The sequence below is a fragment of the Kitasatospora sp. NPDC098663 genome (assembly GCF_044760075.1).
GTDB lineage: Bacteria > Actinomycetota > Actinomycetes > Streptomycetales > Streptomycetaceae > Kitasatospora.
Map to the genome: position 1 here is coordinate 48,066 of NZ_JBIWAP010000026.1, position 23,036 is coordinate 71,101.

General features: G+C 72.4%; 17 protein-coding genes. 14 read left to right on the top strand and 3 right to left on the bottom strand.

Annotated elements, in window-relative coordinates; genetic code table 11:
- The first annotated feature begins 15 nt into the window (after positions 1-15).
- Entirely contained in the window at positions 16-1,521 is a 1,506-nt protein-coding gene (gene hflX / locus ACIQVZ_RS26355) for a GTPase HflX (RefSeq protein WP_402453252.1), read from the top strand.
- A gap of 131 nt (positions 1,522-1,652) precedes the next feature.
- Here hflX and ACIQVZ_RS26360 read toward each other — a convergent pair whose 3' ends face one another.
- Together ACIQVZ_RS26360 and ACIQVZ_RS26365 are read right to left on the bottom strand one after the other, a co-directional pair.
- Entirely contained in the window at positions 1,653-2,777 is a 1,125-nt protein-coding gene (locus tag ACIQVZ_RS26360; protein ID WP_350880156.1) for a hypothetical protein, read from the bottom strand.
- A 67-nt stretch (positions 2,778-2,844) separates the two neighbouring features.
- Positions 2,845-4,017, bottom strand: a complete 1,173-nt coding sequence (locus ACIQVZ_RS26365; protein ID WP_350880154.1) for a hypothetical protein — start codon at positions 4,015-4,017, stop codon at positions 2,845-2,847.
- A 336-nt stretch (positions 4,018-4,353) separates the two neighbouring features.
- Here ACIQVZ_RS26365 and ACIQVZ_RS26370 point away from each other — a divergent pair, with 336 nt between their 5' ends.
- The 5 genes from ACIQVZ_RS26370 to ACIQVZ_RS26390 are packed head-to-tail and all read left to right on the top strand — an operon-like array spanning position 4,354 to position 12,162.
- Positions 4,354-6,150: an IucA/IucC family protein gene (locus ACIQVZ_RS26370; protein WP_402453253.1), complete on the top strand. Its 1,797-nt coding sequence runs from the start codon at positions 4,354-4,356 to the stop codon at positions 6,148-6,150.
- On the top strand, positions 6,042-6,716 hold the full coding sequence (locus ACIQVZ_RS26375; RefSeq protein WP_402453254.1) for a GNAT family N-acetyltransferase: 675 nt from the start codon (positions 6,042-6,044) through the stop codon (positions 6,714-6,716). Before ACIQVZ_RS26370 ends, ACIQVZ_RS26375 begins: the two co-directional genes overlap by 109 nt.
- Before the next feature lie 9 nt (positions 6,717-6,725).
- On the top strand, positions 6,726-8,171 hold the full coding sequence (locus ACIQVZ_RS26380; protein WP_402453256.1) for a lysine N(6)-hydroxylase/L-ornithine N(5)-oxygenase family protein: 1,446 nt from the start codon (positions 6,726-6,728) through the stop codon (positions 8,169-8,171).
- Positions 8,149-9,972: an IucA/IucC family protein gene (locus ACIQVZ_RS26385; RefSeq protein ID WP_402453258.1), complete on the top strand. Its 1,824-nt coding sequence runs from the start codon at positions 8,149-8,151 to the stop codon at positions 9,970-9,972. Before ACIQVZ_RS26380 ends, ACIQVZ_RS26385 begins: the two co-directional genes overlap by 23 nt.
- A 12-nt stretch (positions 9,973-9,984) precedes the next feature.
- A complete protein-coding gene (locus tag ACIQVZ_RS26390) occupies positions 9,985-12,162 on the top strand; it encodes an ATP-dependent DNA helicase (RefSeq protein ID WP_402453259.1) in 2,178 nt (725 codons plus the stop codon).
- A 133-nt stretch (positions 12,163-12,295) separates the two neighbouring features.
- Here ACIQVZ_RS26390 and lexA read toward each other — a convergent pair whose 3' ends face one another.
- The gene (lexA, locus tag ACIQVZ_RS26395) at positions 12,296-13,177 is read right to left on the bottom strand and encodes a transcriptional repressor LexA (RefSeq protein WP_380336391.1); all 882 of its coding nucleotides are present in this window, start codon (positions 13,175-13,177) and stop codon (positions 12,296-12,298) included.
- Between the two features lie 356 nt (positions 13,178-13,533).
- On the opposite strand from lexA, the gene nrdR reads away from it, so the two are divergent.
- From nrdR to ACIQVZ_RS26435, 8 genes are all read left to right on the top strand, one after another.
- Positions 13,534-14,031: a transcriptional regulator NrdR gene (gene nrdR, locus ACIQVZ_RS26400; protein ID WP_063349343.1), complete on the top strand. Its 498-nt coding sequence runs from the start codon at positions 13,534-13,536 to the stop codon at positions 14,029-14,031.
- Between the two features lie 203 nt (positions 14,032-14,234).
- Positions 14,235-17,129 (top strand): vitamin B12-dependent ribonucleotide reductase, encoded by a 2,895-nt coding sequence (locus ACIQVZ_RS26405; RefSeq protein ID WP_350880143.1) that lies wholly within the window; start codon positions 14,235-14,237, stop codon positions 17,127-17,129.
- 172 nt (positions 17,130-17,301) lie between these two features.
- Positions 17,302-18,066, top strand: coding sequence for an SDR family oxidoreductase (locus tag ACIQVZ_RS26410; RefSeq protein WP_402453261.1), 765 nt, complete (start codon positions 17,302-17,304; stop codon positions 18,064-18,066).
- Between the two features lie 48 nt (positions 18,067-18,114).
- Positions 18,115-18,351 carry an RNA polymerase subunit sigma-70 gene (locus ACIQVZ_RS26415; protein ID WP_350880139.1) on the top strand — a complete coding sequence of 79 codons (237 nt, stop codon included), beginning with the start codon at positions 18,115-18,117 and terminating at the stop codon, positions 18,349-18,351.
- Between the two features lie 3 nt (positions 18,352-18,354).
- Positions 18,355-18,918, top strand: a complete 564-nt coding sequence (locus tag ACIQVZ_RS26420) for a Clp protease N-terminal domain-containing protein (RefSeq protein ID WP_350880137.1) — start codon at positions 18,355-18,357, stop codon at positions 18,916-18,918.
- A gap of 296 nt (positions 18,919-19,214) precedes the next feature.
- Positions 19,215-20,618, top strand: coding sequence for an ABC transporter substrate-binding protein (locus ACIQVZ_RS26425; RefSeq protein ID WP_402453262.1), 1,404 nt, complete (start codon positions 19,215-19,217; stop codon positions 20,616-20,618).
- Positions 20,619-20,844: 226 nt separating this feature from the next.
- The gene (locus ACIQVZ_RS26430) at positions 20,845-21,867 is read left to right on the top strand and encodes a sugar ABC transporter permease (protein WP_363623218.1); all 1,023 of its coding nucleotides are present in this window, start codon (positions 20,845-20,847) and stop codon (positions 21,865-21,867) included.
- Positions 21,864-22,811 carry a carbohydrate ABC transporter permease gene (locus ACIQVZ_RS26435; protein WP_350880131.1) on the top strand — a complete coding sequence of 316 codons (948 nt, stop codon included), beginning with the start codon at positions 21,864-21,866 and terminating at the stop codon, positions 22,809-22,811. The genes ACIQVZ_RS26430 and ACIQVZ_RS26435 overlap by 4 nt, the downstream gene beginning before the upstream one ends.
- Positions 22,812-23,036: the final 225 nt, after the last annotated feature.

Consider the following 23,036-nt stretch of genomic DNA (forward strand, 5'->3'; position numbering starts at 1 on the left):
CGACCAAAGGACAGAATGACCTCCACGTCCGACACCCGCGACCACGCCGACGCCCCGCGCCGCCTGAACGGTCTGCGGGCGGAAGCCCTCATGGACGAGGACCTCGCGGCCATCGACGAGGACCGCGGCCACCACCACTACGACGGCGACCAGTACGACCGCAGCGAGCGTGCCGCCCTGCGCCGCGTCGCCGGCCTCTCCACCGAACTCGAAGACGTCACCGAGGTCGAGTACCGCCAGCTCCGCCTGGAGCGCGTGGTGCTCGTCGGCGTCTGGACGGACGGCACCCTGGAGGAGGCGGAGAACTCGATGGCCGAGCTCGCCGCCCTCGCCGAGACGGCCGGCTCCCAGGTGCTGGACGGCGTGATCCAGCGCCGCGACAAGCCCGACGCGGCCACCTACATCGGCTCCGGCAAGGCGAAGGAACTGCGCGACATCGTCGCGGCCACCGGCGCCGACACCGTGGTCTGCGACGGTGAGCTCACCCCCGGCCAGCTGATCCACCTGGAGGACGTGGTCAAGGTCAAGGTCGTCGACCGGACGGCCCTGATCCTGGACATCTTCGCCCAGCACGCCAAGTCCCGGGAGGGCAAGGCGCAGGTCTCGCTCGCGCAGATGCAGTACATGCTGCCGCGCCTGCGCGGCTGGGGCCAGTCGCTGTCCCGGCAGATGGGTGGTGGCGGCTCCGGCTCGTCCGGCGGCGGCATGGCGACCCGTGGTCCCGGTGAGACCAAGATCGAGACCGACCGGCGCCGGATCCGCGAGAAGATGGCGAAGCTGCGCCGCGAGATCGCCGAGATGAAGAAGGGCCGCGACACCAAGCGCCAGGAGCGCAAGCGCCACCAGGTGCCGTCGGTGGCCATCGCCGGGTACACCAACGCCGGCAAGTCGTCCCTGCTCAACCGGCTCACCGGGGCGGGCGTCCTGGTGGAGAACTCCCTGTTCGCCACCCTGGACCCGACCGTGCGCCGGGCCCAGACCCCGAGCGGGCGGCTCTACACCCTGGCCGACACCGTCGGGTTCGTCCGGCACCTGCCGCACCACCTGGTCGAGGCGTTCCGCTCGACCATGGAGGAGGTCGCCGACGCGGACCTCATCCTGCACGTGGTCGACGGCTCGCACCCCGAGCCGGAGACGCAGCTGGCCGCCGTCCGCGAGGTCATCGTCTCGGTCGACGCGCAGAACGTGCCGGAGATCGTGGTGATCAACAAGGCGGACGCCGCCGACCCGCACGTGCTGCAGCGCCTGCTGCGCCGCGAGCCGCACGCCATCGTGGTGTCGGCCCGCAGCGGCGAGGGCATCGAGGAACTGCTGAAGCTCATCGACGACGAGCTGCCGCGCCCGGCGATCGAGGTGCGGGCCCTGGTGCCCTACACCCAGGGCGGGCTGGTCTCCCGGGTGCACGCCGAGGGCGAGCTGCTCGGCACCGAGCACACCGGCGAGGGCACGCTGCTGCACGCCAAGGTGCCGGCCGAGCTGGCCGCCGAGCTGGAGCGCTACGCGGTGGCGCTGCAGGTCTGAGGCTCCGGGCCGACGAAGGGCCCCCGGACGTGACCGTGATGCCGTCGGGCATCGCGCGATCGTCCGGGGGCCTTTTCGCGTGCGGGGCTGTTCGGGGGATGGTCCGGGTGTGGGGTGTGCGGGTGTGCGGGCTACTTCACGTTCTTGGCGAAGTAGTCGAAGGCCTGCTTCGCCTGGTCCTGGAGCGAGGGGCCGGCCAGGTACCCGGGCGGATTGCGGCTGCCGATCGCGGTGACGCTGATCAGGTTGGGCTTGCCGTCCTTGGTGATGAACCAGCCGCCGCCGCCGGAGCCGCCGGTCACGGCGCAGCCGGTGACGTACATCGGCGGGCGGCTCCGGTCGGGGGAGAGCCTGGCCGGCGGGACCGGGGACTCGCAGCGGGAGAGCTCCAGACCGTCGGACGGCCGATCGGTCGGGTAGCCGTAGGCGGCCGCCGAGCCGATCTGCTCGCGCGGCGCGTTGAACCAGACCGGGACGGAGCCGCCGACCGCCTCCTCCAGCGACGCGCCGGAGCCGCCCTCGCCGCGCACCCGGATGATCCCGTAGTCGTACTGGTGGTGGGCGCCGACGCCGCCCTCCCCGAGCCAGGTCGGCGACACCAGTGCGCGCACCGCCACCCACCGGCCGTACGGGGCCGCCTGCTGCTCGGTGAGCGGTTTGCCGCGGGCCGCCTGGCCGTCCCGGTTGAAACCGGGCACGAAGGTGATGTTCCGCAGCCAGCCGCCGCCCTTGCCGTCGTGCAGGCAGTGCGCGGCGGTGTAGACGAGGTTGCTGCGGCCCGGGTTGGCCGGGTCGGAGACCACCGTCGCGGAGCAGGCCGCGTCGCCCTGGGGCGTGGTGACGAAGAGCCGGCCGACCACGGCGGTGGCCGGGCCGTACGGGTGCGGCTGCGGCGTGGCCGCGACGGCCGCGGGCGGGGCGTCCGGCCGGTCGCCGTCCGGTGCGGCGGTGAGCGGGTACTCCGGGGTGGGCCGTCCCTTGGCGGCGGCCATCCGGGTGGTCGACCAGAAGCCCGGGGCCACCTCGTTGGCGAAGCCGCTGCCGGAGACGAACCGGGCCCAGTCCTCCACCTTCCAGCCCGTCAGGTCGCCCAGGCTGGTGGGGGCCGAGGTGGGGAGGGCGGGCGGCGGTGCGGCCGCCGCGGCGCCGGAGCCGTCCGGCCCGCAGGCGGTCGCGGCGAGCGCGAGCACGGCGAGCACCGCGGCGCCGGTCGGTCCGGATCGGCGCCGCGGTCCGCGGCCGGTGTGCTTCGGCATGCTGCATCGTCCCCCGGGGGCGGCCTCCGCCGCCCGTACGGCTTGGTCCGGTCCGGCCGGAAAGGGCTTACGGCTTCTTGGAGATCCAGTCCAGAGCCTGCTTGGCGACCGTCTCCAGGTACGGGCCGCTCAGCGAGGTGTGGTCCTCGGTGCCGATGGACGTGTTGCTGACCAGGGCGGTCTTCCCGTCCGGCATGGTGGCGAACCAGCCGCCGCCGCTGGAGCCCTGGGTCATGTTGCAGCCGATCGTGAGCATCGACGGGCGCTTGGCGTCGAACGACAGCCGGGTCGGCTTGCCGCCGTCGCACTTGTACAGCTCCTGGCCGTCGAACGGCTTGTAGAGCGGGTAGCCGACCGCCGCGACGGACACCTTGTCGCGCGGGGCGTCGAACCAGACCGGGACGGCCGAACCGACCGTCTCCTCCAGCGACTTGCCGGAGTCGTTCTGGTTGTGCACCCGCATGACGGCGAAGTCGTACTGGTTCGCGGCGTCACCGGTGCCGCCGCCCTCGACCATCCACTGCGGCGAGGTGGTGACCAGGTCGGCCCACCAGGTGCCGAGCGGGGCCAGTTCGGACAGCGGGGCCTTCTTGCCGCCGCTGGAGGCGCCCGAGTTGTTGTAGGCGGGCACGAAGACCAGGTCCTTGAAGAAGTCGCCGCCCTTGCCCGCGTGCACGCAGTGGCCGGCCGTCCAGACCAGGTTGCTCTTCCCCGGGTGCTGCGGGTCGGTGATCACCGTCGCCGAGCAGTTGCCCCGGCCGCCCTGGGCGCTGAAGAACACCTTCCCGGACGGCTGCTTGGTGTACGGACGGGGCACCGGCACGGCCTTGACCACCGGCGGGTCCGGGTCCGTCACGCCGTTGTCGGCGGCCGGCTTGGCGGTGGGCGGGGCCGGATCGGCGGGCTTGGAGTCGCCCATCTTGTCCGGGTTCCAGAAGTCCTTCACCACCGGGTTGTTGAAGACGTGCTTGGACGCCCACGAGTCCCAGTCCTCGAACTTCCACTTCTTCAGGTCGTCCCAGGACTTCGGCAGGCCCTCCAGCAGACTGGTCGGGATGCCCGACGGGAGGGTGATCCCGCCGATCACGCCGCCCCCCGGGGCGGCGGCGCTGGACGCGGGCGGCGGCGCGGCGCTGCCGCCCCCGTCGCCCGCCGGGCCGTCCGGCCCGCAGGCGCTCGCCGCGAGCAGCGTCCCCGTGACGAGGGCGACGGCCATGGCTGACCGGTGGATCGATGGCATGTGTGCGCTTCCCCCTGTGCTCGATCGGGCTGTCGTGCGGCGACTCGCCGCTGTGGAGTCTTCCACCGGTCACCAGGACGGCGGCGGCCGCCCCCCGGGTTGCGGCCCTGACCGGAGGTCACCGATCCGTGACGTGGCCCCGGCCGGCCCGTCGGCCCAGCAGGGCCCCGCGCGCCGGACGCGGACAATCCCCGATCTTCACCCGGACGAGTGAGCAGACCTTGTGATCACCCGTCAGGGATAGGTAACCCTTACCTGACGCGATGGTGCGAGCGCCCGCCGATCCTCTCCACCACCCGTGCGCGTCCGCACCCCCACGCGCCCCAAGGAGCAGCCTTGAGCACCGCCCTCACCGGAGCCCCGCCCGCCCCGCTGCTGCACGCGGACCGGTCGGCCGAGCCCGATCCGCTGCTGCACCCGGACCCCGCCGTCGCCGCCGAACAGGCCGCACTGGAAGCCCTGCTGCGCTGCTGGACGCGCGAGACCGGCGCCCGCCCGGGCCCCGACGGCCGGCTGCGGATCGCCGTCCTCGGCGGCGCCGCCCGGCTCTCCGCCCCCGTCCGCTACTGGTCGCCCGGCGGCTGGCACCGGTTCGGCCCCGCCGTCCTGTCCGCCGGGGAGGGCACCGCCGACGCCCCCGTGGACGCCGTCACCACCGCGGCGCTGCTCGCCGCCGCGGCCGCCGACCGCCCCGACCCCGGGCAGGTCGCCGACCTCGCCGCCCGGGTCGCCGACTCGGTCGTCCGCACCGCCGACATCCTCGCCCACCGCCGCACCGCCGCCCCCGTCGGCGGCCCGGAACGCTCGCACTTCCTCGCTGCCGAACAGTCCCTGCTGCTCGGCCACCCGCTGCACCCCACCCCGAAGAGCCGCGACGGCCTCGGCCCGGCCCAGAGCGCCGCCTACTCGCCCGAACTGCACGGCTCCTTCCAACTCCACTGGTACGCGGTCCACCGCGACCTGCTCGCCGCCGGCTCCGCCCTCACCGAGAGCGCCGACCGGATCACCGCGGACCTGCTCGGCGACCACGCCGCACTGCCGCCCGGCACCGCCGCCCTGCCGCTGCACCCCTGGCAGGCCCGCGAACTCGCCCACCGCCCGGCCGTCGCCGCCCTGCTCGCCGACGGGCTGCTGCACGACCTCGGCCCGGCCGGCGACCCCTGGCACCCCACCTCCTCGGTGCGCACCGTCTACCGCCCCGGCACCCCCTGGATGCTCAAGCTCTCGCTCGGCCTGCGGATCACCAACTCCCGCCGGGAGAACCTGCGCAAGGAACTCCACCGCGGCCTGGAGGTACACCGGCTGCTGGAGAGCGGCCTGGCCGCCGAATGGCACCGCGCCCACCCCGGCTTCGACATCGTCCGCGACCCGGCCTGGATCGGCGTCGACCACCCCGCCCTCGGCGACCCGGGCGGCCTGGACACCGTGCTGCGCGCCCAGCCCTTCGCCCCCGCCGACCGCGCGCTGTGCGTCGCCGGGCTGGTCGCCGAACAGCCGCTCGGCACCGGCGACACCGTGCCGTCCCGGCTCGGCGACACCCTGCGGGCGCTCGCCGTCCGCTGCGGCCGCCCGCTGCGGACCGTCGCCGCCGAATGGTTCCTGCGCTACCTGGACGCCGTCGTGCTGCCCGTCCTCTGGCTGGACGGCACGGCCGGCATCGCCCTGGAGGCGCACCAGCAGAACAGCCTCGTCCTGCTCGACGCCGACGGCTGGCCCAGCGGCGGCCGCTACCGCGACAACCAGGGCTACTACTACCGGGAGAGCGCCGCCGACCGGCTCACCGCGCGGCTGCCCGGGCTCGGCGAGCACAGCGACACCTTCCTGCCCGACGAGGTGATCGACCACCACTTCGCCTACTACCTCGGCATCAACCACGTCCTCGGCCTGGTCGGCGCCTTCGGCAGCCAGGGGCTCGCCGACGAGACCGTGCTGCTGGCCGGGCTGCGCCGCTTCCTGGCCGGCCCGCGGGCCGCCGCCACCGGCTCGGCGCTGCCCGGGATGCTGCTCGACGCGCCCACCCTGCCGTGCAAGGCCAACCTGCTCACCCGGATCAACGGCCTGGACGAACTGGTCGGCCCGGTCGCCACCCAGTCCGTCTACGTGGACGTCCCCAACCCGCTGGCGGGCGCATGAGCCTGCTCGACGACCCGCCGGGATGGGGCGCGATCCCCACCCCGGCCGGTGAGTTCCGGCTCAGCCCGGTCCGGCTGCCCGCCGACCTGGACCTGCTCGCCGGGTGGATGAACGACCCCGAGATCGCCGCGTTCTGGCAGCTCGCCGGGCCGCGCGACGCCACCGAACGGCACCTCCGGGCCCAACTCGACGGCGACGGACGCAGCGTGCCCTGCCTCGGCCTGCTCGACGGCGACCCGACGAGCTACTGGGAGGTCTACCGCGCCGACCTCGACCCGCTCGCCCGGCACTACCCGGCCCGGCCGCACGACACCGGCGTCCACCTCCTGCTCGGCCCCGCCGGGAGCCGCGGCCGGGGCCTCGGCGCCGTCCTGCTGGCCGCCCTCGCCGAGCGGATCCTGCGGCAACGGCCCCGCTGCGAACGGGTCGTCGCCGAACCGGACGTCCGCAACCGGCGCTCCGTCCGGGCCTTCGAACGGGCCGGATTCCGGCTGGACACCGAACTCGACCTGCCCGACAAGCGCGCCGCTCTGATGGTCCGCGCCCGCGTCCCCTTCCTCGCCTAGGACACCCCCGTGGACATCCCAGCACCCCAGCCGCCGTACGACCTGCTCGGCGTCGGCATCGGCCCCTTCAACCTCTCGCTCGCCGCGCTCGCCGCGCCCGTCCCCGGCCTGCGCACGCTCTTCTGCGACCAGCGCCCGGAGTTCCGCTGGCACCCCGGCATGCTGGTGGACGGGGCCCGGATGCAGGTGCCGTTCCTCGCCGACCTGGTCTCCCTCGTCGACCCGACCAACCCGTGGTCCTTCCTCAACTACCTGCGCGACCAGGACCGGCTCTTCCCGTTCTACTTCGCCGAGCGCTTCCAACTGCCCCGCCGCGAGTACGACCACTACTGCCGGTGGGCCGCCGAACGCCTCGCCAACTGCCGCTTCGGCACCGAGGTCACCGCCCTGCACTGGGAAGCCCCGCACTTCCGGGCCGAGCTGACCGACACCGCGACCGGGCGGCGGACCGAGGTGCACGCCCGCAACCTCGCCCTCGGCGTCGGCACCCGGCCCGTCCTGCCCGAGGCCTTCACCGCCCTCGACGGCCACCCGCGCGCCTTCCACAGCGCCGACTACCTGGACCGCCGCGGCGACCTCGCCGGCGCCCGGGACATCACCGTGGTCGGCAGCGGGCAGTCCGGCGCCGAGGTCTTCCTCGACCTGCTCCGCCGCCACGACGGCGACGGCGTCCGGCTGCGCTGGCTCACCCGGACCAGGGCGCTCGCGCCGATGGAGTACTCCAAGCTCGGCCTGGAGCACTTCACCCCCGACTACACCCGCTACTTCCACAGCCTGCCCGAAGCCGTCCGGGACGCGCTGGTCGCCGCCCAGTGGCAACTCCACAAGGCCGCCAGCGCCGAAACCCTCGCCGAGATCCACGACCACCTCTACGAACGCACCATCGGCCGCCCGATCGACACCGCCCCGGTCGACATCACCCCCGGCACCGCCGTCACCGAAGCCCACCCCGGCCCCTGCGGCGGCCTCGAACTGCACTGCCGGCACGGCGACTCCGGCGCCGAACACGTCCTGCGCACCGATGCCGTGGTGCTCGCCACCGGCTACCGGGCCGCCCGGCCGGCCGCGCTCGAACCGCTCGCCCGGCTGATCGACTGGGACCGGGACGGGCGCTACCGGGTCGACCTCGACCACCGGGTCGCCACCCGGCCCGAACTCACCGGCGGCCTCTACGTCCAGAACGCCGAACTGCACACCCACGGCGTCGGTACCCCCGACCTGGGGCTCGGCGCCTACCGGGCCGCCGTGATCCTCAACGCCGTCACCGGCCGGACCGTCCACCGGCTGCCCGCCCGCACCGCCTGGACCGGCTTCGCGCCGCCCGGGACCGCCCCCGCCGCGGGTGGCGCCGCCGCTGCCGCCGCTGCCGCTGCCACCGAGGGCACCCCCACCGAGAGCACCCCCACCGTCCCCCGTCCCCAGGAGCTGACCCGTGCCGCAACCGTCGGCCGCTGAACCGCCGTTGTACCTGCCCCCGCACCTGACCGCCGGGCACTGGCGGCGGGCCGGGCGCGCCCTGCTGGCCAAGATGCTCGGCGAGTTCGCCTACGAGGAACTGCTCACGCCCGTCCGCGCCGCCACCGACGGCGAGTACCTGCTCTGGCTGCCCGAGGCCGAGTACCGCTTCACCGCCCGCCGCGGCGCGTACGGAAGCTGGCGGGTCGACCCGGAGTCGGTCCGCTGCTCCGACCCGGACGGCCTCGACCCGCTGCGCTTCCTCCCGCACGCCCGGCACGCCCTCGGCCTGCGCGGCGAGACCACCGGCCACCTGATCCGCGAACTCACCGCCACCCTGACCGCCGACGCGCACCAGCTCGCCACCGCGCTCACCGCCGCCGAACTCGCCGACCTCGACCACCCCGCCCTGGAGGGCCGCCAGGACGGCCACCCCTGGATCGTCCCCAACAAGGGCCGGATCGGCTTCTCCGCCACCGACGCCGCCCGCTGGGCCCCGGAGGCCCGCACCCCGCGCCCGCTGCCCTGGATCGCCGTCCACCGCCGGCTCGCCGAGTACCGCGGCGTGCCCGGTCTGGAGCGGCCCGAGCAGCTGTACGCCCGCGAACTCGACGACCCGGACGCGCTGCGCGCCGCCCTCGGCCCGGCCGCCGACGACTACCTGCTGCTGCCCGTCCACCCCTGGCAGTGGGACGAGACGATCGTCCCGCTGTTCGCGCCCTGGATCGCCTCCGGCGAGATCGTCCCGCTGCCCTCCGACGGCGACCCACGGTTGCCCCAGCAGTCCATCCGCTCCTTCTTCAACACCGCCCACCCCGAGCGCTGCACCGTCAAACTGCCGCTGTCCGTCCTCAACACCCTGGTCTGGCGCGGCCTGCCCACCGAACGCACCCTCGCCGCGCCCGCCGTCACCGCCTGGATCCACGGCCTGCGCGACGCCGACCCGTACCTGCGCGACGAGTGCCGGGTGATCCTGCTCGGCGAGATCGCCTCCGTCACCGTCGACCACCCGCTCTACCGCGAGCTGCCCGAGGCCCCCTACCAGTACAAGGAACTCCTCGGCGCGATCTGGCGCGAACCCCTCGGCCCCTTCCTGGCCGGCGGCGAACGCGCCCGCACCCTGGCCGCCCTGCTGCAGACCGGCTCCGACGGCCGGGCGCTCGCCGCCGAACTGATCGCCCGCTCCGGGCTCACCCCCGCCGCCTGGACCGGCCGGCTGTTCGGCGCGGTGCTGCCGCCGCTGCTGCACTTCCTCTACCGGTACGGGCTGGTCTTCTCCCCGCACGGCGAGAACGCCATCGTCGTCTTCGACGAGGACGACGCGCCGACCCGGCTCGCGGTCAAGGACTTCGTCGACGACGTCAACCTCAGCGACCAGGACCTGCCCGAACTGCGCGACCTGCCCGCCGAGGTCGACGACGTCCTGCTGCGGGACGGCCCGCAGGGGCTCTGCCAGTTCCTCCACTCCGGGCTGTTCATCGGCGTCCTGCGCTACCTCGCCCCGCTGCTGGAGGCGCAGACCGGGCTGCCCGAGGCCGAGTTCTGGGCCCTGCTGCGGGCCGAGATCCGCCGCTACCAGGAGCGTTTCCCCGGCCTGGGCGAGCGCTTCGAGCTGTTCGACCTGTTCCGGCCGCGGATCGACCGGCTCTGCCTCAACCGCAACCGGCTGCTGCTCGACGGCTACCAGGACCGCCCGCACCGCCCGCACGCCGCCCGCTACGGGACCGTCCCCAACGCCCTGGTGACCCTGGAGGCGGATCTTCCCGGGCGACGGAGCCGGATTGTCACCCCCGCCCCGTAGGCTGGGAGGGTCATGACGAACGACTCCGAAACCCAGCTCCCCGGCGAGACCGAGCTCCCTGGCGAGGACGGCGGCGCCGCCGCCGACGTCGAGGAAGCCGTCGCCGTTCCGCGCTCCCGCATCCCTGACCTGCTGCACGCCGCGGTGGCGGCCGTCGGCGGCGTCGAGCGCCCCGGTCAGGTCCGGATGGCCGAGGCCGTCGCCGACGCCGTCGACAACGCCGAGCACCTGCTCGTCCAGGCCGGCACCGGCACCGGGAAGTCCCTCGCCTACCTGGTGCCCGCGCTCGCCCACGGGGACCGCGTGGTGGTCGCGACCGCCACCCTGGCGCTGCAACGCCAGCTCGTCGAACGGGACTTGCCGCGTACGGTCGAGGCGCTGCACCCGGTGCTGCGCCGCCGCCCGCTGTTCGCGATGCTCAAGGGCCGCTCCAACTACCTGTGCCTGCACCGGGCCAACGAGGGCACCCCGAGCGACGAGGGCGAGGGCCTGTTCGACGCGGCCGAGGCGCTCGGCGGGCCCGCCAGCAAGCTCGGGCAGGACGTGCTGCGGCTGCGCGAGTGGGCCGACGAGACCGACACCGGGGACCGGGACGACCTCAGCCCCGGCGTCTCCGACAAGGCCTGGGCCCAGCTGGCGGTCACCTCCAAGGAGTGCCTGGGCGCCACCCGCTGCGCGTACGGGCAGGAGTGCTTCGCCGAGAAGGCCCGGGAGCGGGCCAAGCTGGCCGACGTCGTGGTCACCAACCACGCGATGCTCGCGATCGACGCGATCGAGGGCGCGCCGGTGCTGCCCGAGCACGGGCTGCTGATCGTCGACGAGGCGCACGAACTGGTCAACCGGGTCACCGGCGCGGCCACCGCCGAGCTGACCGTCGGCGCGGTCAACCGGGCGGTCAAGCGGGCCGCCCGGCTCGCCAACGAGAAGGCCGTGGACGCCTTGCAGGCCGCCGCCGAGAACTACCACGGCCTGATGGAGACCGCCCAGCCCGGCCGGGTCGAGGAACTGCCCGAGTACCTGGCGTACGCGGTCACCTCGATCCGGGACGCCGCCCGCCAGGTGATCAGCTCGCTCGGCGAGACCCGCGACAAGGGGCTCAGCGACGAGGACGCCGTCCGCAAGCAGGCGATGGCCTCCGCCGAGTCGTTGCACGAGACCGCCGAGCGGCTGCTGGAGGACTCCGAGTACGACGTGGTCTGGATCGAGCGCAGCGACCGCTTCGGCATGGGCACCGGCTCGCTGCGGGTCGCGCCGCTCAGCGTGTCCGGGCTGCTGCGCGAGGGCCTCTACAAGGAGCGCTCGGTGGTGCTCACCTCGGCCACCCTCAAGCTCGGCGGGGACTTCAACGGCGTCGCCGCCTCCGTCGGCCTGCCCTCGGACTCCCGGCTGCCGGACCAGCGCACCCCCGGGGACAATCCTTCGGCCGGTTCCGGTTCCGGTTCCGGTTCCGGCTCCGGCTCCGGGTTCGGGTTCGGCGAGGACGCGGTGCCGCACTGGCGCGGCATCGACGTGGGCTCGCCGTTCAAGTACCCCAAGCAGGGCATCCTGTACGTCGCCCGGCATCTCACGGATCCCGGCCGCGACCCCGAACGGCCGGACATGCTGGACGAGTTGGCGGAGCTGATCGGCGCGGCCGGTGGGCGCACGCTGGGCCTGTTCTCCTCGATGCGCGGCGCCCAGACGGCCGCCGAGGCGCTGCGGGAGCGGCTGGACAACCGGATCCTGCTCCAGGGGGAGGACACCCTGGGCGAGTTGATCCGGGAGTTCGCCTCGGACGCGTCCACCTGCCTGTTCGGCACGCTCTCGCTCTGGCAGGGCGTGGACGTGCCCGGCTCGGCCTGCCAGCTGGTCGTGATGGACCGCATCCCGTTCCCCCGGCCGGACGACCCGCTGATGAGCGCCCGCCAGAAGGACGTCGAACAGCGCGGCGGGAACGGCTTCATGGCCGTCGCGGCGACGCACGCGGCGCTGCTGATGGCGCAGGGCGCCGGCCGGCTGGTGCGCGCGGCCGAGGACCGGGGCGTGGTCGCGGTGCTCGACCCGCGGGTGGAGACCAAGCGGTACGGGAGCTTCTTCCGCTCCTCGATGCCGGAGTTCTGGTACACCACGGACCGCAACCAGGTGCGCCGCTCGCTGGCGGCGATCGACGCCTCGGCGCCGCCGGTCAAGCCGGTGGTGAAGCGGGGCTGAGCGGTGCGGTGATCCGGGGTTCCGTCCGGCCCCCTGGGGCCGCCGGGGCGGGCCCGGAAGCCCCCCGGAGACGCCGGAGGGGCTCCCCGCGACCGCGCGGTGGAGCCCCTTCCCGCTGGGTGCGCGCGAGGCGTCAGAGGCGGCGCAGGACCGCGACGACCTTGCCCAGGATGGTGGCGTTGTCGCCGTTGATCGGCTCGTACGCCGGGTTGTGCGGCATCAGCCAGATCCGGCCGTCCTCGCGCTTGAGCCGCTTGACCGTGGCCTCGCCGTCGATCATCGCGGCCACGATGTCTCCGTTCTCGGCGACCGGCTGGCGGCGCACGGTGACCCAGTCGCCGTCGCAGATGGCCGCCTCGATCATCGAGTCGCCGCGCACGGTGAGCGCGAACAGCTCGCCCTCGCCGACCAGCTGGCGGGGCAGCGGGAAGACGTCCTCGACCGTCTGCTCGGCCAGGATCGGGCCGCCGGCGGCGATCCGACCGACCAGCGGCACGTACGAGGTGGACGGCCTGCCGGCCGTCTCGGCGGTGTTCGGGCGGGCGACCTCGACGCCGCGGACCTCGTAGGCGCGCGGGCGGTGCGGGTCGCGGCGCAGGAAGCCCTTGCGCTCCAGGGCCATCAGCTGGTGGGCGACCGAGGAGGTGCTGGACAGGCCGACGGCCTGGCCGATCTCGCGCATGGACGGCGGGTATCCGCGACGCTGGACGGAGTCCCGGATGACCTCGATCACGCGGCGCTGGCGCTCGGTGAGACCGGCCTCGTCGGTACGGATGCCGGGGGGGCGGCCGGGCAGTGCGCGGGTGGGCGCCTGGTGGGCGTCGTCGATCGCGGGGGAGTGTTCGATCGGCTGGTCGGGAACGCGGCCCGTGCTGGAAAGGGCCGGGCCGGAGAGGCGCTGGTCTTCGCTACGGTCCATGCTGATGTCCACGCTCTGCTGATTCGTGGTGCGCTGCCCCACCTTGAACTGGGAGTGTTCCTGCACCGGGATGGTGTTGCTTTCGATGGTGTTCACGGCGGCCCCTCTCGACGGCTGTCCTCTCCCCTTTTCCAGCCCAACGCCCCTCCTATCGAAAGGTTGCGCCAAACACACGTTCGAGTGAATTATTCGAGAGTTGGCTGACTCGATCAAGGCTTTGCTGTACATCGAGACCGTGCATCGAGTAAATGTTCGATCGGATCTCGACTCCGGCAGTCTAATCGGTGCCGACACGCCAGGGGTGTCGCTTCCCCCGGAGACCTACATCTAGTGGCTACAGTCCTCTCCGTGCCCAGTACTAGTGGTTACGGCGCATGATCAGCTTGCCGAGGCCGGGGTCGCATCGCATAGACTCAACAGGTCCGCACGTCCTGCCAGGGAGGGATCCTCAGGTGCACTGCCCCTTCTGCCGGCATTCCGACAGCCGTGTTGTCGACAGCCGGACCAATGAGGACGGCAGCTCGATCCGCCGTCGTCGGCAGTGCCCGGACTGCGGCCGCCGCTTCACCACCGTGGAGACGGCCGCGCTGATGGTCATCAAGCGCAGCGGGGTCACCGAGCCCTTCTCCCGGGAGAAGGTCATCACCGGCGTCCGCAAGGCCTGTCAGGGCCGCCCGGTCACCGAGGACGCCCTCGCCCAGCTCGGCCAGCGGGTCGAGGAGTGCGTGCGCGCCACCGGCAACGCCGAGCTGACCACCCACGACGTCGGGCTGGCCATACTCGGCCCGCTCAAGGAACTCGACGTGGTCGCCTTCCTGCGCTTCGCCAGCGTGTACCAGGCGTACGACGGACTGGAAGACTTCGAGGCCGCCATCGCGGAACTCCGCGCCGAACGGCCCGTCCCCGAGGCGGACGGCACCTGCGTGCCCGTCGCCGCCGCCGCGCCCTAGGAGGCGCCGGCACCCGGCCCCCTGGCGGGCCTTGCTGCACCACGGGTCCCACGGGGCCCACGCATGCCCGGAAAAAGGGCACAGAACACAACAAACCGTGCGCAAGCAGGCGAGGTCTCCGCCTGCCCGCACACCGGAAGAACGAACCAGCGGTGCCCGGACTTTTCAGGGCACTTCGGGCGTTTGCCCAGGAGGAGGAAGAAGTGACAGACACCACGAGCGGTTCCGCACGCGGGTCGAAGTCCGACAAGACCACGGCCAAGGGCGGCGGCAAGGCCCCCAAGGGCGGTCTGCCGATCGGGCGCATCTACACCACTCCTGGCGTGCACCCGTACGACGAGGTCCGCTGGGAGCGCCGCGACGTCGTCATGACCAACTGGCGTGACGGGTCCATCAACTTCGAGCAGCGCGGCGTCGAGTTCCCCGAGTTCTGGTCGGTCAACGCCGTCAACATCGTCACGTCCAAGTACTTCCGCGGCGCCGTCGGCACTCCCCAGCGCGAGTGGAGCCTCAAGCAGATCATCGACCGCGTGGTGCTCACCTACCGCGCCGCCGGCGAGAAGCACGGCTACTTCGCCACCAAGGACGACGCCGAGATCTTCGAGCACGAGCTGACGCACGCCCTCCTCCACCAGGTGTTCAGCTTCAACTCGCCGGTCTGGTTCAACGTCGGCACCAAGCAGCCCCAGCAGGTCAGCGCCTGCTTCATCCTGTCCGTCGACGACTCCATGGAGTCGATCCTCGACTGGTACAAGGAAGAGGGCATGATCTTCAAGGGCGGCTCCGGCGCCGGCCTCAACCTCTCCCGCATCCGCTCCTCGAAGGAACTGCTGTCCTCCGGCGGCAACGCCTCCGGTCCGGTCTCCTTCATGCGCGGCGCCGACGCCTCCGCCGGCACCATCAAGTCCGGTGGTGCCACCCGCCGCGCGGCCAAGATGGTCGTGCTCGACGTCGACCACCCCGACGTCGAGGCCTTCATCGAGACCAAGGTGAAGGAGGAGGAGAAGATCCGCGCCCTGCGCGACGCCGGCTTCGACATGGACCTCGGCGGCGACGACATCACCTCCGTCCAGTACCAGAACGCCAACAACTCCGTCCGCGTCTCCGACGAATTCATGACCGCCGTCGAGAACGGCACCGAATTCGGCCTGCGCGCCCGGATGACCGGCGAGGTCATCGAGACCGTCGACGCCAAGAAGCTGTTCCGCAAGATGGCCGAGGCCGCCTGGGCCTGCGCCGACCCGGGGATCCAGTACGACTCCACCATCAACCACTGGCACACCTGCCCGGAGTCCGGCCGCATCAACGCGTCCAACCCCTGCTCCGAGTACATGCACCTGGACAACTCCAGCTGCAACCTCGCCTCGCTGAACCTGATGAAGTTCCTGCGCGACGACGACTCGTTCGACGCGGAGACCTTCGCCAAGGTCGTCGAGCTGGTCATCACCGCGATGGACATCTCCATCTGCTTCGCCGACTTCCCCACCGAGAAGATCGGCGAGACCACCCGCGCCTACCGCCAGCTCGGCATCGGCTACGCCAACCTCGGCGCCCTGCTGATGGCCACCGGCCACGCCTACGACAGCGAGGGCGGCCGCGCCCTGGCCGGCGCCATCACCTCGCTGATGACCGGCACCGCCTACCGCCGCGGCGCCGAACTCGCCGGCGTCGTCGGCCCGTACGACGGCTACGCCCGCAACGCCGCCCCGCACCAGCTGGTCATGAAGCAGCACGCGGACGCCTCGCTCGCCGCCGTCTCGCTCGACGACCTGGACGCCCCGGTCTGGGCCGTGGCCAACGACACCTGGCAGGACGTCCTGCGGATCGGCGCGCAGAACGGCTTCCGCAACGCCCAGGCCTCGGTGCTCGCCCCCACCGGCACCATCGGCCTGATGATGGACTGCGACACCACCGGCGTCGAGCCGGACCTGGCGCTCGTCAAGTTCAAGAAGCTCGTCGGCGGCGGCTCGATGCAGATCGTCAACGGCACCGTCCCGCGCGCCCTCAAGCGCCTCGGCTACCAGGACGAGCAGATCGAGGCGGTCGTCGCCCACATCGCCGAGCACGGCAACGTGGTGGACGCCCCGGGCCTCAAGGCCGAGCACTACGAGGTCTTCGACTGCGCGATGGGCGAGCGGGTCATCTCGGCCATGGGCCACGTCCGGATGATGGCCGCGATCCAGCCCTGGATCTCCGGCGCGATCTCCAAGACCGTGAACATGCCCGAGTCCGCCACCGTCGAGGAGATCGAGGAGATCTACTTCGAGGCGTGGAAGATGGGCGTCAAGGCGCTCGCCATCTACCGCGACAACTGCAAGGTCGGCCAGCCGCTTTCGGCGAAGAAGAAGGACTCCGAGCCCAAGCTCGCCCCGGCCACCGCGACCTCCCCGGCCGCCGCGGTCGAGAAGGTCGTCGAGTACCGGCCGGTCCGCAAGCGCCTGCCCAAGGGCCGCCCGGGCATCACCACCTCCTTCACGGTCGGTGGCGCCGAGGGCTACATGACCGCCAACTCCTACCCGGACGACGGCCTCGGCGAGGTCTTCCTCAAGATGTCCAAGCAGGGCTCGACCCTCGCGGGCATGATGGACGCCTTCTCCATCGCCGTCTCGGTCGGCCTGCAGTACGGCGTGCCGCTGGAGACCTACGTCTCGAAGTTCACCAACATGCGCTTCGAGCCGGCCGGTCTGACCGACGACCCGGACGTGCGGATGGCGCAGTCGATCGTCGACTACATCTTCCGCCGCCTGGCGCTCGACTTCCTGCCGTTCGAGACCCGGTCGGCGCTCGGCATCCACTCCGTCGAGGAGCGCCAGCGCCACCTGGACACGGGCTCCTACGAGCCGCTGGAGGCCGAGGAGCTCGACACCGAGTCGCTCGCCCAGTCCGCCCCGGTGGTCGCCGCCCCGGCCCCCGCCGTGGAGGCGCCCAAGGCCCCCAAGGCCTCCCCGGCGCAGGCCCACAACTCCACGGAGCTGATCGAGATCCAGCTCGGCCTCAACGCCGACGCCCCGCTCTGCTTCTCCTGCGGCACCAAGATGCGCCGCGCCGGCAGCTGCTACCTCTGCGAGGGCTGCGGCTCCACCAGCGGCTGCAGCTGACCGCCGCTACTGACCCCGCGCGGGTGAGCCACCGCTGAGGCGGGGCGAGGACTTCACGTCCTCGCCCCGCCTCTTCTCGTTGTCCGGGCACTTCGCGGACGCCGATGTCACGGATGGGGGCGGTGGGCGGTCGGTAGGGGTGACGGTGTTCGGCGGGAGGAGTGGTGTGGTGATGGGGACGGTGCTGGTGACCGGGGCGACGGGGGTTCTGGGGCGGGAGGTGGTGCGGCTGCTGGTCGCGCGCGGGGTGGCGGTGCGGGGGTTGAGCCGGCGGGTGCGGAGCGGGGGCGAGGGGGTCGAGTGGGTGGTCGGGGACCTGGTGACCGGGGAGGGGATCGCCGGGGCGGTGGCGGGGGTCGAGGCGGTGGTGGACTGCGCGACCACGGTGGGGCGCAAGGACGTGGCCGCGGTCCGGACGCTGGTGGCGGAGGCCGGGAGGGCGGGGGTGCGGCACCTGCTGTACGTGTCGATCGTCGGGGTCGACCGGGTGCCGATCCCGTACTACCGGGCGAAGCTCGCCTGTGAGCGGGTGGTGCGGGAGTCGGGGCTCGGGTGGACGGTGCTGCGGGCGACGCAGTTCCACGACCTGCTGCTGAGGATCTTCGACGTGTCGGCGCGGCTGCCGGTGTTCCCGGTGCCGGGCGGGGCGCGGGTCCAGCCGGTGGACGTGCGGGAGGTGGCCGCGCGGGTGGCGGAGCTGGTGGGGGAGGGGCCGGCCGGGTACGCGCCGGAGGTGGGCGGGCCGCGGGTGCGGCCGTACCGGGAGCTGGCCGAGGCGTACCTGCGGGCGTCGGGTCGGCGGCGGGTGCTGCTGCCGGTGCGGGTGCCGGGGGCTTCGGGGCGGGCGCTGCGGGCGGGCGGGAACCTCGCGCCGGAGCGGGCGGTGGGCCGGGGGAGCTTCGAGGAGGTGCTGGCGGAGCGGTTCGGCGACCGCTGATGTCAACCAGGGTTGACGGCGCCGCAACTGTCAACCATAGTTGACAGCATGAGTGAGAGCGGAGAACTCGCGGCCGCGGCGAGCAGCCGTGACCCCGCGGTCGGGCTCCGGGCGGTCCGCGCGCTGCGCGACCTGGCGGACCGCCTGGAAGGCCTACAGGTGGGCAACGCCCGGTCGCAGGGCTGGTCCTGGCAGGACATCGCGGTTTGCCTCGGGGTCACCAGGCAGGCGGTGCACAAGAAGTACGCCCGGCGCGGGCCCGGCAAGGACCAGGACGGAGGCTGAACGATGTTCGAGCGTTTCACCGAGCCGGCACGGCAGGTGGTGGCCGGGGCCCAGCAGGAGGCCGGGGAACTGCGGCACGGCCACATCGGGACGGAGCACCTGCTGCTGGCGATCCTGGCCCGGTCGGACGACCCGGCCGCCGGCGTCCTGATCGGGCTGGGCCTGGACCACGGGGCCGCCCGGCGGGCAGTGGTCCGACTGCTCGGGCCGGGGGACGACGCACAGGCGCTGGCCTCGATCGGGGTGGACCTGGACGCCGTCCGGACCGCGGTCGAATCGGCCTTCGGCGAGGGCGCGCTGGACGCGCCGGCCGAGGAGGAACCGAAGCGGCGGGGCTGGTTCAGGCTGGAGTCGAGGGCGGGCCGCAACCCGTTCAGTGCCCGGGCGAAGAAGGCGCTGGAGCTGTCGCTGCGCGAATCGCTGCGGCTGAAGTCCGGCCAGATCGCGGTCGGGCACCTGCTGCTGGGGGTCCTCCGGGAGGGGGAAGGCTTCGGCGCCCGGGTGATCGTCGATCACGGGCTGGATCCGCAGGCCGTCCGGCGGGCCGTCGAGGAGGTGCTGGCGTGAACCGGCGGGTCCGGCGGGTCCGGCGGTGCGTCGGTTGCGTCGCTGATCGGTGTGGATGACGCAATGCGGCCCCGTCCGGGTTTCCGGGCGGGGCCGTCGTACCGCCGGGCGGAGGTCTCGGTCGGGGTGTCGACGGATGAAGGTCGACGTGGACCTTGGCGGCGGCTGGCGGCTGCGTTAACGTCATCGGATCGGTTCGTCCGTCGCCCGCTCGCGATCTCTGCAGGCCCGTCTCCGGTACAGCGCGATGTCGTTCAGCCCACCGTCGGCAGCACGCCCTGGCGAGGAGGACCGCATTGACCCTCAACCCGACCGCGCCGTCCAGGAGTTCCGGTCACCGCGGTTCCGGCCGCCGCTTGGCCGTCGTACCCGCCCTGCTCGCGGCGCTGGCCCTGACCGCGGCCTGTTCCAACAGCTCCGGCGGTTCGGGCGGCGGGGGTGACGCGGCGCCCCCGTCGCTGTCCGGCGACTGCGCCAAGTACCAGCCGTACGCCGGGCATTCGGGCACCACGGTGACGATGTTCGCCTCGATCCTCAGCCCGGAGTCGGACAACCTGGAGAAGTCCTGGGCCGAGTTCGCCAAGTGCACCGGCATCAAGATCAGTTACGAGGGCTCGAACGACTTCGAGTCCCAGCTGCCGGTCCGGGTGGCCGGCGGCAACGCCCCGGACTTCGCGATCATCCCGCAGCCGGGCCTGCTGGCGCAGATGGTGAAGAGCGGCAAGGTGGTGAAGCCGCCCGCCCAGACGGTCACCAACGAGGACCGGTGGAGTCCGATCTGGAAGACCTACGGCTCGGTCAACGGCACCTTCTACGCGGCGCCGATGAGCGCCAACATGAAGTCGCTGGTCTGGTACTCGCCGAAGGCCTTCAAGGCGGGCGGCTTCGAGGTGCCGAAGACCTGGGCGGACCTGATGGCGCTCAGCGACCGGATCGCCAAGTCCGGTGGCGCCAAGCCCTGGTGCGGCGGCATCGCCTCGGGCACGGCCACCGGCTGGCCGGCCACCGACTGGCTGGAGGAGGTGGTGCTCGGCACGTACGGCGGTGACGTGTACGACCAGTGGGTCGGCCACCAGGTGAAGTTCTCCGACGAGAAGATCACCACGGCGATGAAGACCGTCGCCGGCTGGATGCAGAACCCGGCCTGGGTCAACGGCGGTTACGGCGACGTCAAGTCGATCGCCACCACCACCTTCCAGGACGCGGGCGCGCCGATCCTCACCGGCAAGTGCGCCATGCTCCAGCAGGCGTCGTTCTACGAGGCGCAGTGGCCCAAGGGCACCACGGTCGGCCCGGACGGCGACGTGTTCGCCTTCCACCTGCCCGCGGTGAACCCGGCGATCCCCAACCCGGTCGAGGGCGGCGGCGAGTTCCTGGCCGCCTTCTCCGGCCGGCCCGAGGTGCAGGCGGTGCAGAACTACCTGTCCAGCTCGGACTGGGCGAGCAGCCGGGTGAAGACCGCGACGGGCTGGGTCTCGGCCAACCAGGGCGTGGACAAGAGCCTGTACACCGACCCGATCGACCGGCTGTCGGCGGACGCGCTGACCGACCCGGCGGCGACCTTCCGCTTCGACGGCTCCGACCTGATGCCGGCCGCCATCGGTTCCGGGCAGGAGTGGAAGTCGCTGACCGCCTGGTTCGCCGAGGGGCAGTCGATCCAGAAGACCGCCGCCGACATCGACGCCGCCTGGCCTCAGTAGCCGCACGCCCGCAGTAGCCGCACGCCCGCAGTGGGCGCCCGGCTGCAGTGGGCAGACGCCCGCAGTGGGCGGACGCCCGCAGCAGGCGCCCGGCCGTGGTGGGCGTCGGGCCGGACTCGGGCCGGGCCCGGCCGGGCGCCGTTCAGGACCACCTGTCGAGGGCGGTGCGGGGCCACCCACCCGCACCGCCCGCCCCTTCCCACCAGAACAGGAGGGACGCACCGTCATGTCCGTACCCGGGACCCCTTCACCGGTCACCGCGCTCGCCACCGGCTCCTGGGGTGACGCGGCGGTCAAGTTCGGCAACAGCCTCGGCGCCGTCGCGGGCTTCCTCGGCATCCTGCTGCTGGTCTTCTTCGCGGCGGGCCGGGCCCGGGGCCGGCTCTCCCGCCCGCTGTCGGTGGTGGTGTTCCTCGGCCCGGCCGCGGTGCTGCTGCTGGTGGGCCTGGTCGTGCCGCTGATCCGCACGGTTTATCTGAGCCTGCAGAACGCCGACGGCAGCGGGTTCGTCGGCGGCGAGAACTTCGGCTGGGCGTTCACCACCGACTCGGTGCAGAAGGTGCTGGTCAACACGTTGCTCTGGCTGGTGGTCGCGCCGTTGGCGGCGACCGGCCTGGGCCTGGTGCTGGCGCTGCTGGTGGACCGGATGCGCGGTCAGGCGGTGTACAAGTCGCTGATCTTCATGCCGATGGCGATCTCGCTGGTCGGCGCCTCGATCATCTTCAAGTTCGTCTACGAGTCGCGCGGACCGGGCCAGTCGCAGATCGGCCTGCTGAGCCAACTCGCCATCGCGGTGGGCTGGGACGACCCGCCGAACTGGATGCTCTCGCAGCCGCTGAACACCTTCCTGCTGATGGCGGTGATGGTCTGGGTGCAGACGGGCTTCGCGCTGGTGGTGCTGTCGGCGGCGATCAAGGCGATCCCCGACGAGGTCACCGAGGCGGCCCGGCTGGACGGCGCGCAGGGGGTGCGGCTGTTCTGGTACGTCACGGTGCCGATGATCCGCACCACGGTGGTGGTGGTGCTGACCACCATCATGATCATCACGCTGAAGGCCTTCGACATCGTCCGCACCATGACCGGCGGCAACTTCGGCACCCAGGTGCTGGCCAACGAGATGTACTCGCAGTCCTTCGTGCAGTTCGACACCGGGCGGGGCAGTGCCCTCGCGGTGATCCTCTTCCTCGCCGTGCTGCCGTTGGTGGCCTACAACATCGTCCAGCTGCGGAAGGAGCGTGGGGTCCGATGAGCGCACCGCACGACAGGCCGGCCCGCGCGATGAGCGCGCCGCACGGAAGCCCGGTCCGGAAGGCCTTCAGCAGCCCGCTGGCCTCGGTCTTCGTGATCGCGGTGACCGTCCTGTGGACGATCCCGACGGTGGGCCTGCTGGTGACCTCGCTGCGCCCCAAGCAGGACGTGACGGCGAACGGCTGGTGGAACGCCTTCCTCCACCCGGACCTGGGCCTGGGCAACTACCACACGGTGCTGTTCGAGGGCGGCTCCGGCGTCTCCACCGGGCTGATGCCGTTCCTGGTGAACTCGCTGGCGATCAGCGTCCCGGCCACCCTGTTCCCGCTGGTGCTGGCGGCGATGGCGGCGTACGGGCTGGCCTGGGTGCGGTTCCGGGGGAGCGACACGGTGTTCTTCGGGGTGTTCGCGCTCCAGGTGGTGCCGATCCAGATGGCGCTGATCCCGCTGCTGCGGCTCTTCTCCGGCGGCGCGCACCTGGGCTCGCTGACGCTGATCCCGGCGGTGGACCTGAAGGGCAGCTACGCGCCGGTGTGGCTGGCGCACACCATGTTCGCGCTGCCGCTGGCGGTGTTCCTGCTGCACAACTTCATCGCCCAGTTGCCGCGGGACCTGATGGAGGCGGCGGTGGTGGACGGGGCCTCGCACTTCAAGATCTTCCGTTCGATCGTGCTGCCGCTGTGCACCCCGGCGCTGGCCTCGTTCGCGATCTTCCAGTTCCTGTGGGTCTGGAACGACCTGCTGGTCGCGCTGACCTTCGCGGGCGGTACGCCGGAGGTGGCGCCGATGACGGTCCGGCTGGCGCAGCTGTCCGGGTCCTTCGGCGGACGGTGGGAGCTGCTGACGGCCGGGGCGTTCCTGTCGATCATCGTCCCGCTGATCGTCTTCTTCAGCTTGCAGCGGTACTTCGTCCGGGGCCTGCTGGCGGGGTCGGTGAAGGGGTGACGGAGGGGTGGTGGAGGGGCTGCGGGAGCGGTGCGGGAGGGCTGCGGGAGCGGTGGCGGGGAGGCGGGCCGAATTTTCTGAACTTGTTCAGAACTGATTTTTGAACCTGTTCAGAATGCTCTACAGTCGGCTGCAGCCGCGGCGCCGAGCGCGCCCGACGACGGACTGCCCCAAGGGCGGCTTCCGCATGCCCGCCGACCATCGAGGGGGACTCATGTCCGGCCC

What these genes read in the sequence shown, in the direction of transcription:
- hflX (WP_402453252.1), top strand. Translation starts at nt 16, where the DNA reads ATGACCTCCACGTCCGACACCCGCGACCACGCCGACGCCCCGCGCCGC.
- ACIQVZ_RS26360 (WP_350880156.1), bottom strand. Translation starts at nt 2,777, where the DNA reads ATGCCGAAGCACACCGGCCGCGGACCGCGGCGCCGATCCGGACCGACC.
- ACIQVZ_RS26365 (WP_350880154.1), bottom strand. Translation starts at nt 4,017, where the DNA reads ATGCCATCGATCCACCGGTCAGCCATGGCCGTCGCCCTCGTCACGGGG.
- ACIQVZ_RS26390 (WP_402453259.1), top strand. Translation starts at nt 9,985, where the DNA reads ATGACGAACGACTCCGAAACCCAGCTCCCCGGCGAGACCGAGCTCCCT.
- ACIQVZ_RS26410 (WP_402453261.1), top strand. Translation starts at nt 17,302, where the DNA reads ATGGGGACGGTGCTGGTGACCGGGGCGACGGGGGTTCTGGGGCGGGAG.
- ACIQVZ_RS26415 (WP_350880139.1), top strand. Translation starts at nt 18,115, where the DNA reads ATGAGTGAGAGCGGAGAACTCGCGGCCGCGGCGAGCAGCCGTGACCCC.
- ACIQVZ_RS26420 (WP_350880137.1), top strand. Translation starts at nt 18,355, where the DNA reads ATGTTCGAGCGTTTCACCGAGCCGGCACGGCAGGTGGTGGCCGGGGCC.
- ACIQVZ_RS26430 (WP_363623218.1), top strand. Translation starts at nt 20,845, where the DNA reads ATGTCCGTACCCGGGACCCCTTCACCGGTCACCGCGCTCGCCACCGGC.
- ACIQVZ_RS26435 (WP_350880131.1), top strand. Translation starts at nt 21,864, where the DNA reads ATGAGCGCACCGCACGACAGGCCGGCCCGCGCGATGAGCGCGCCGCAC.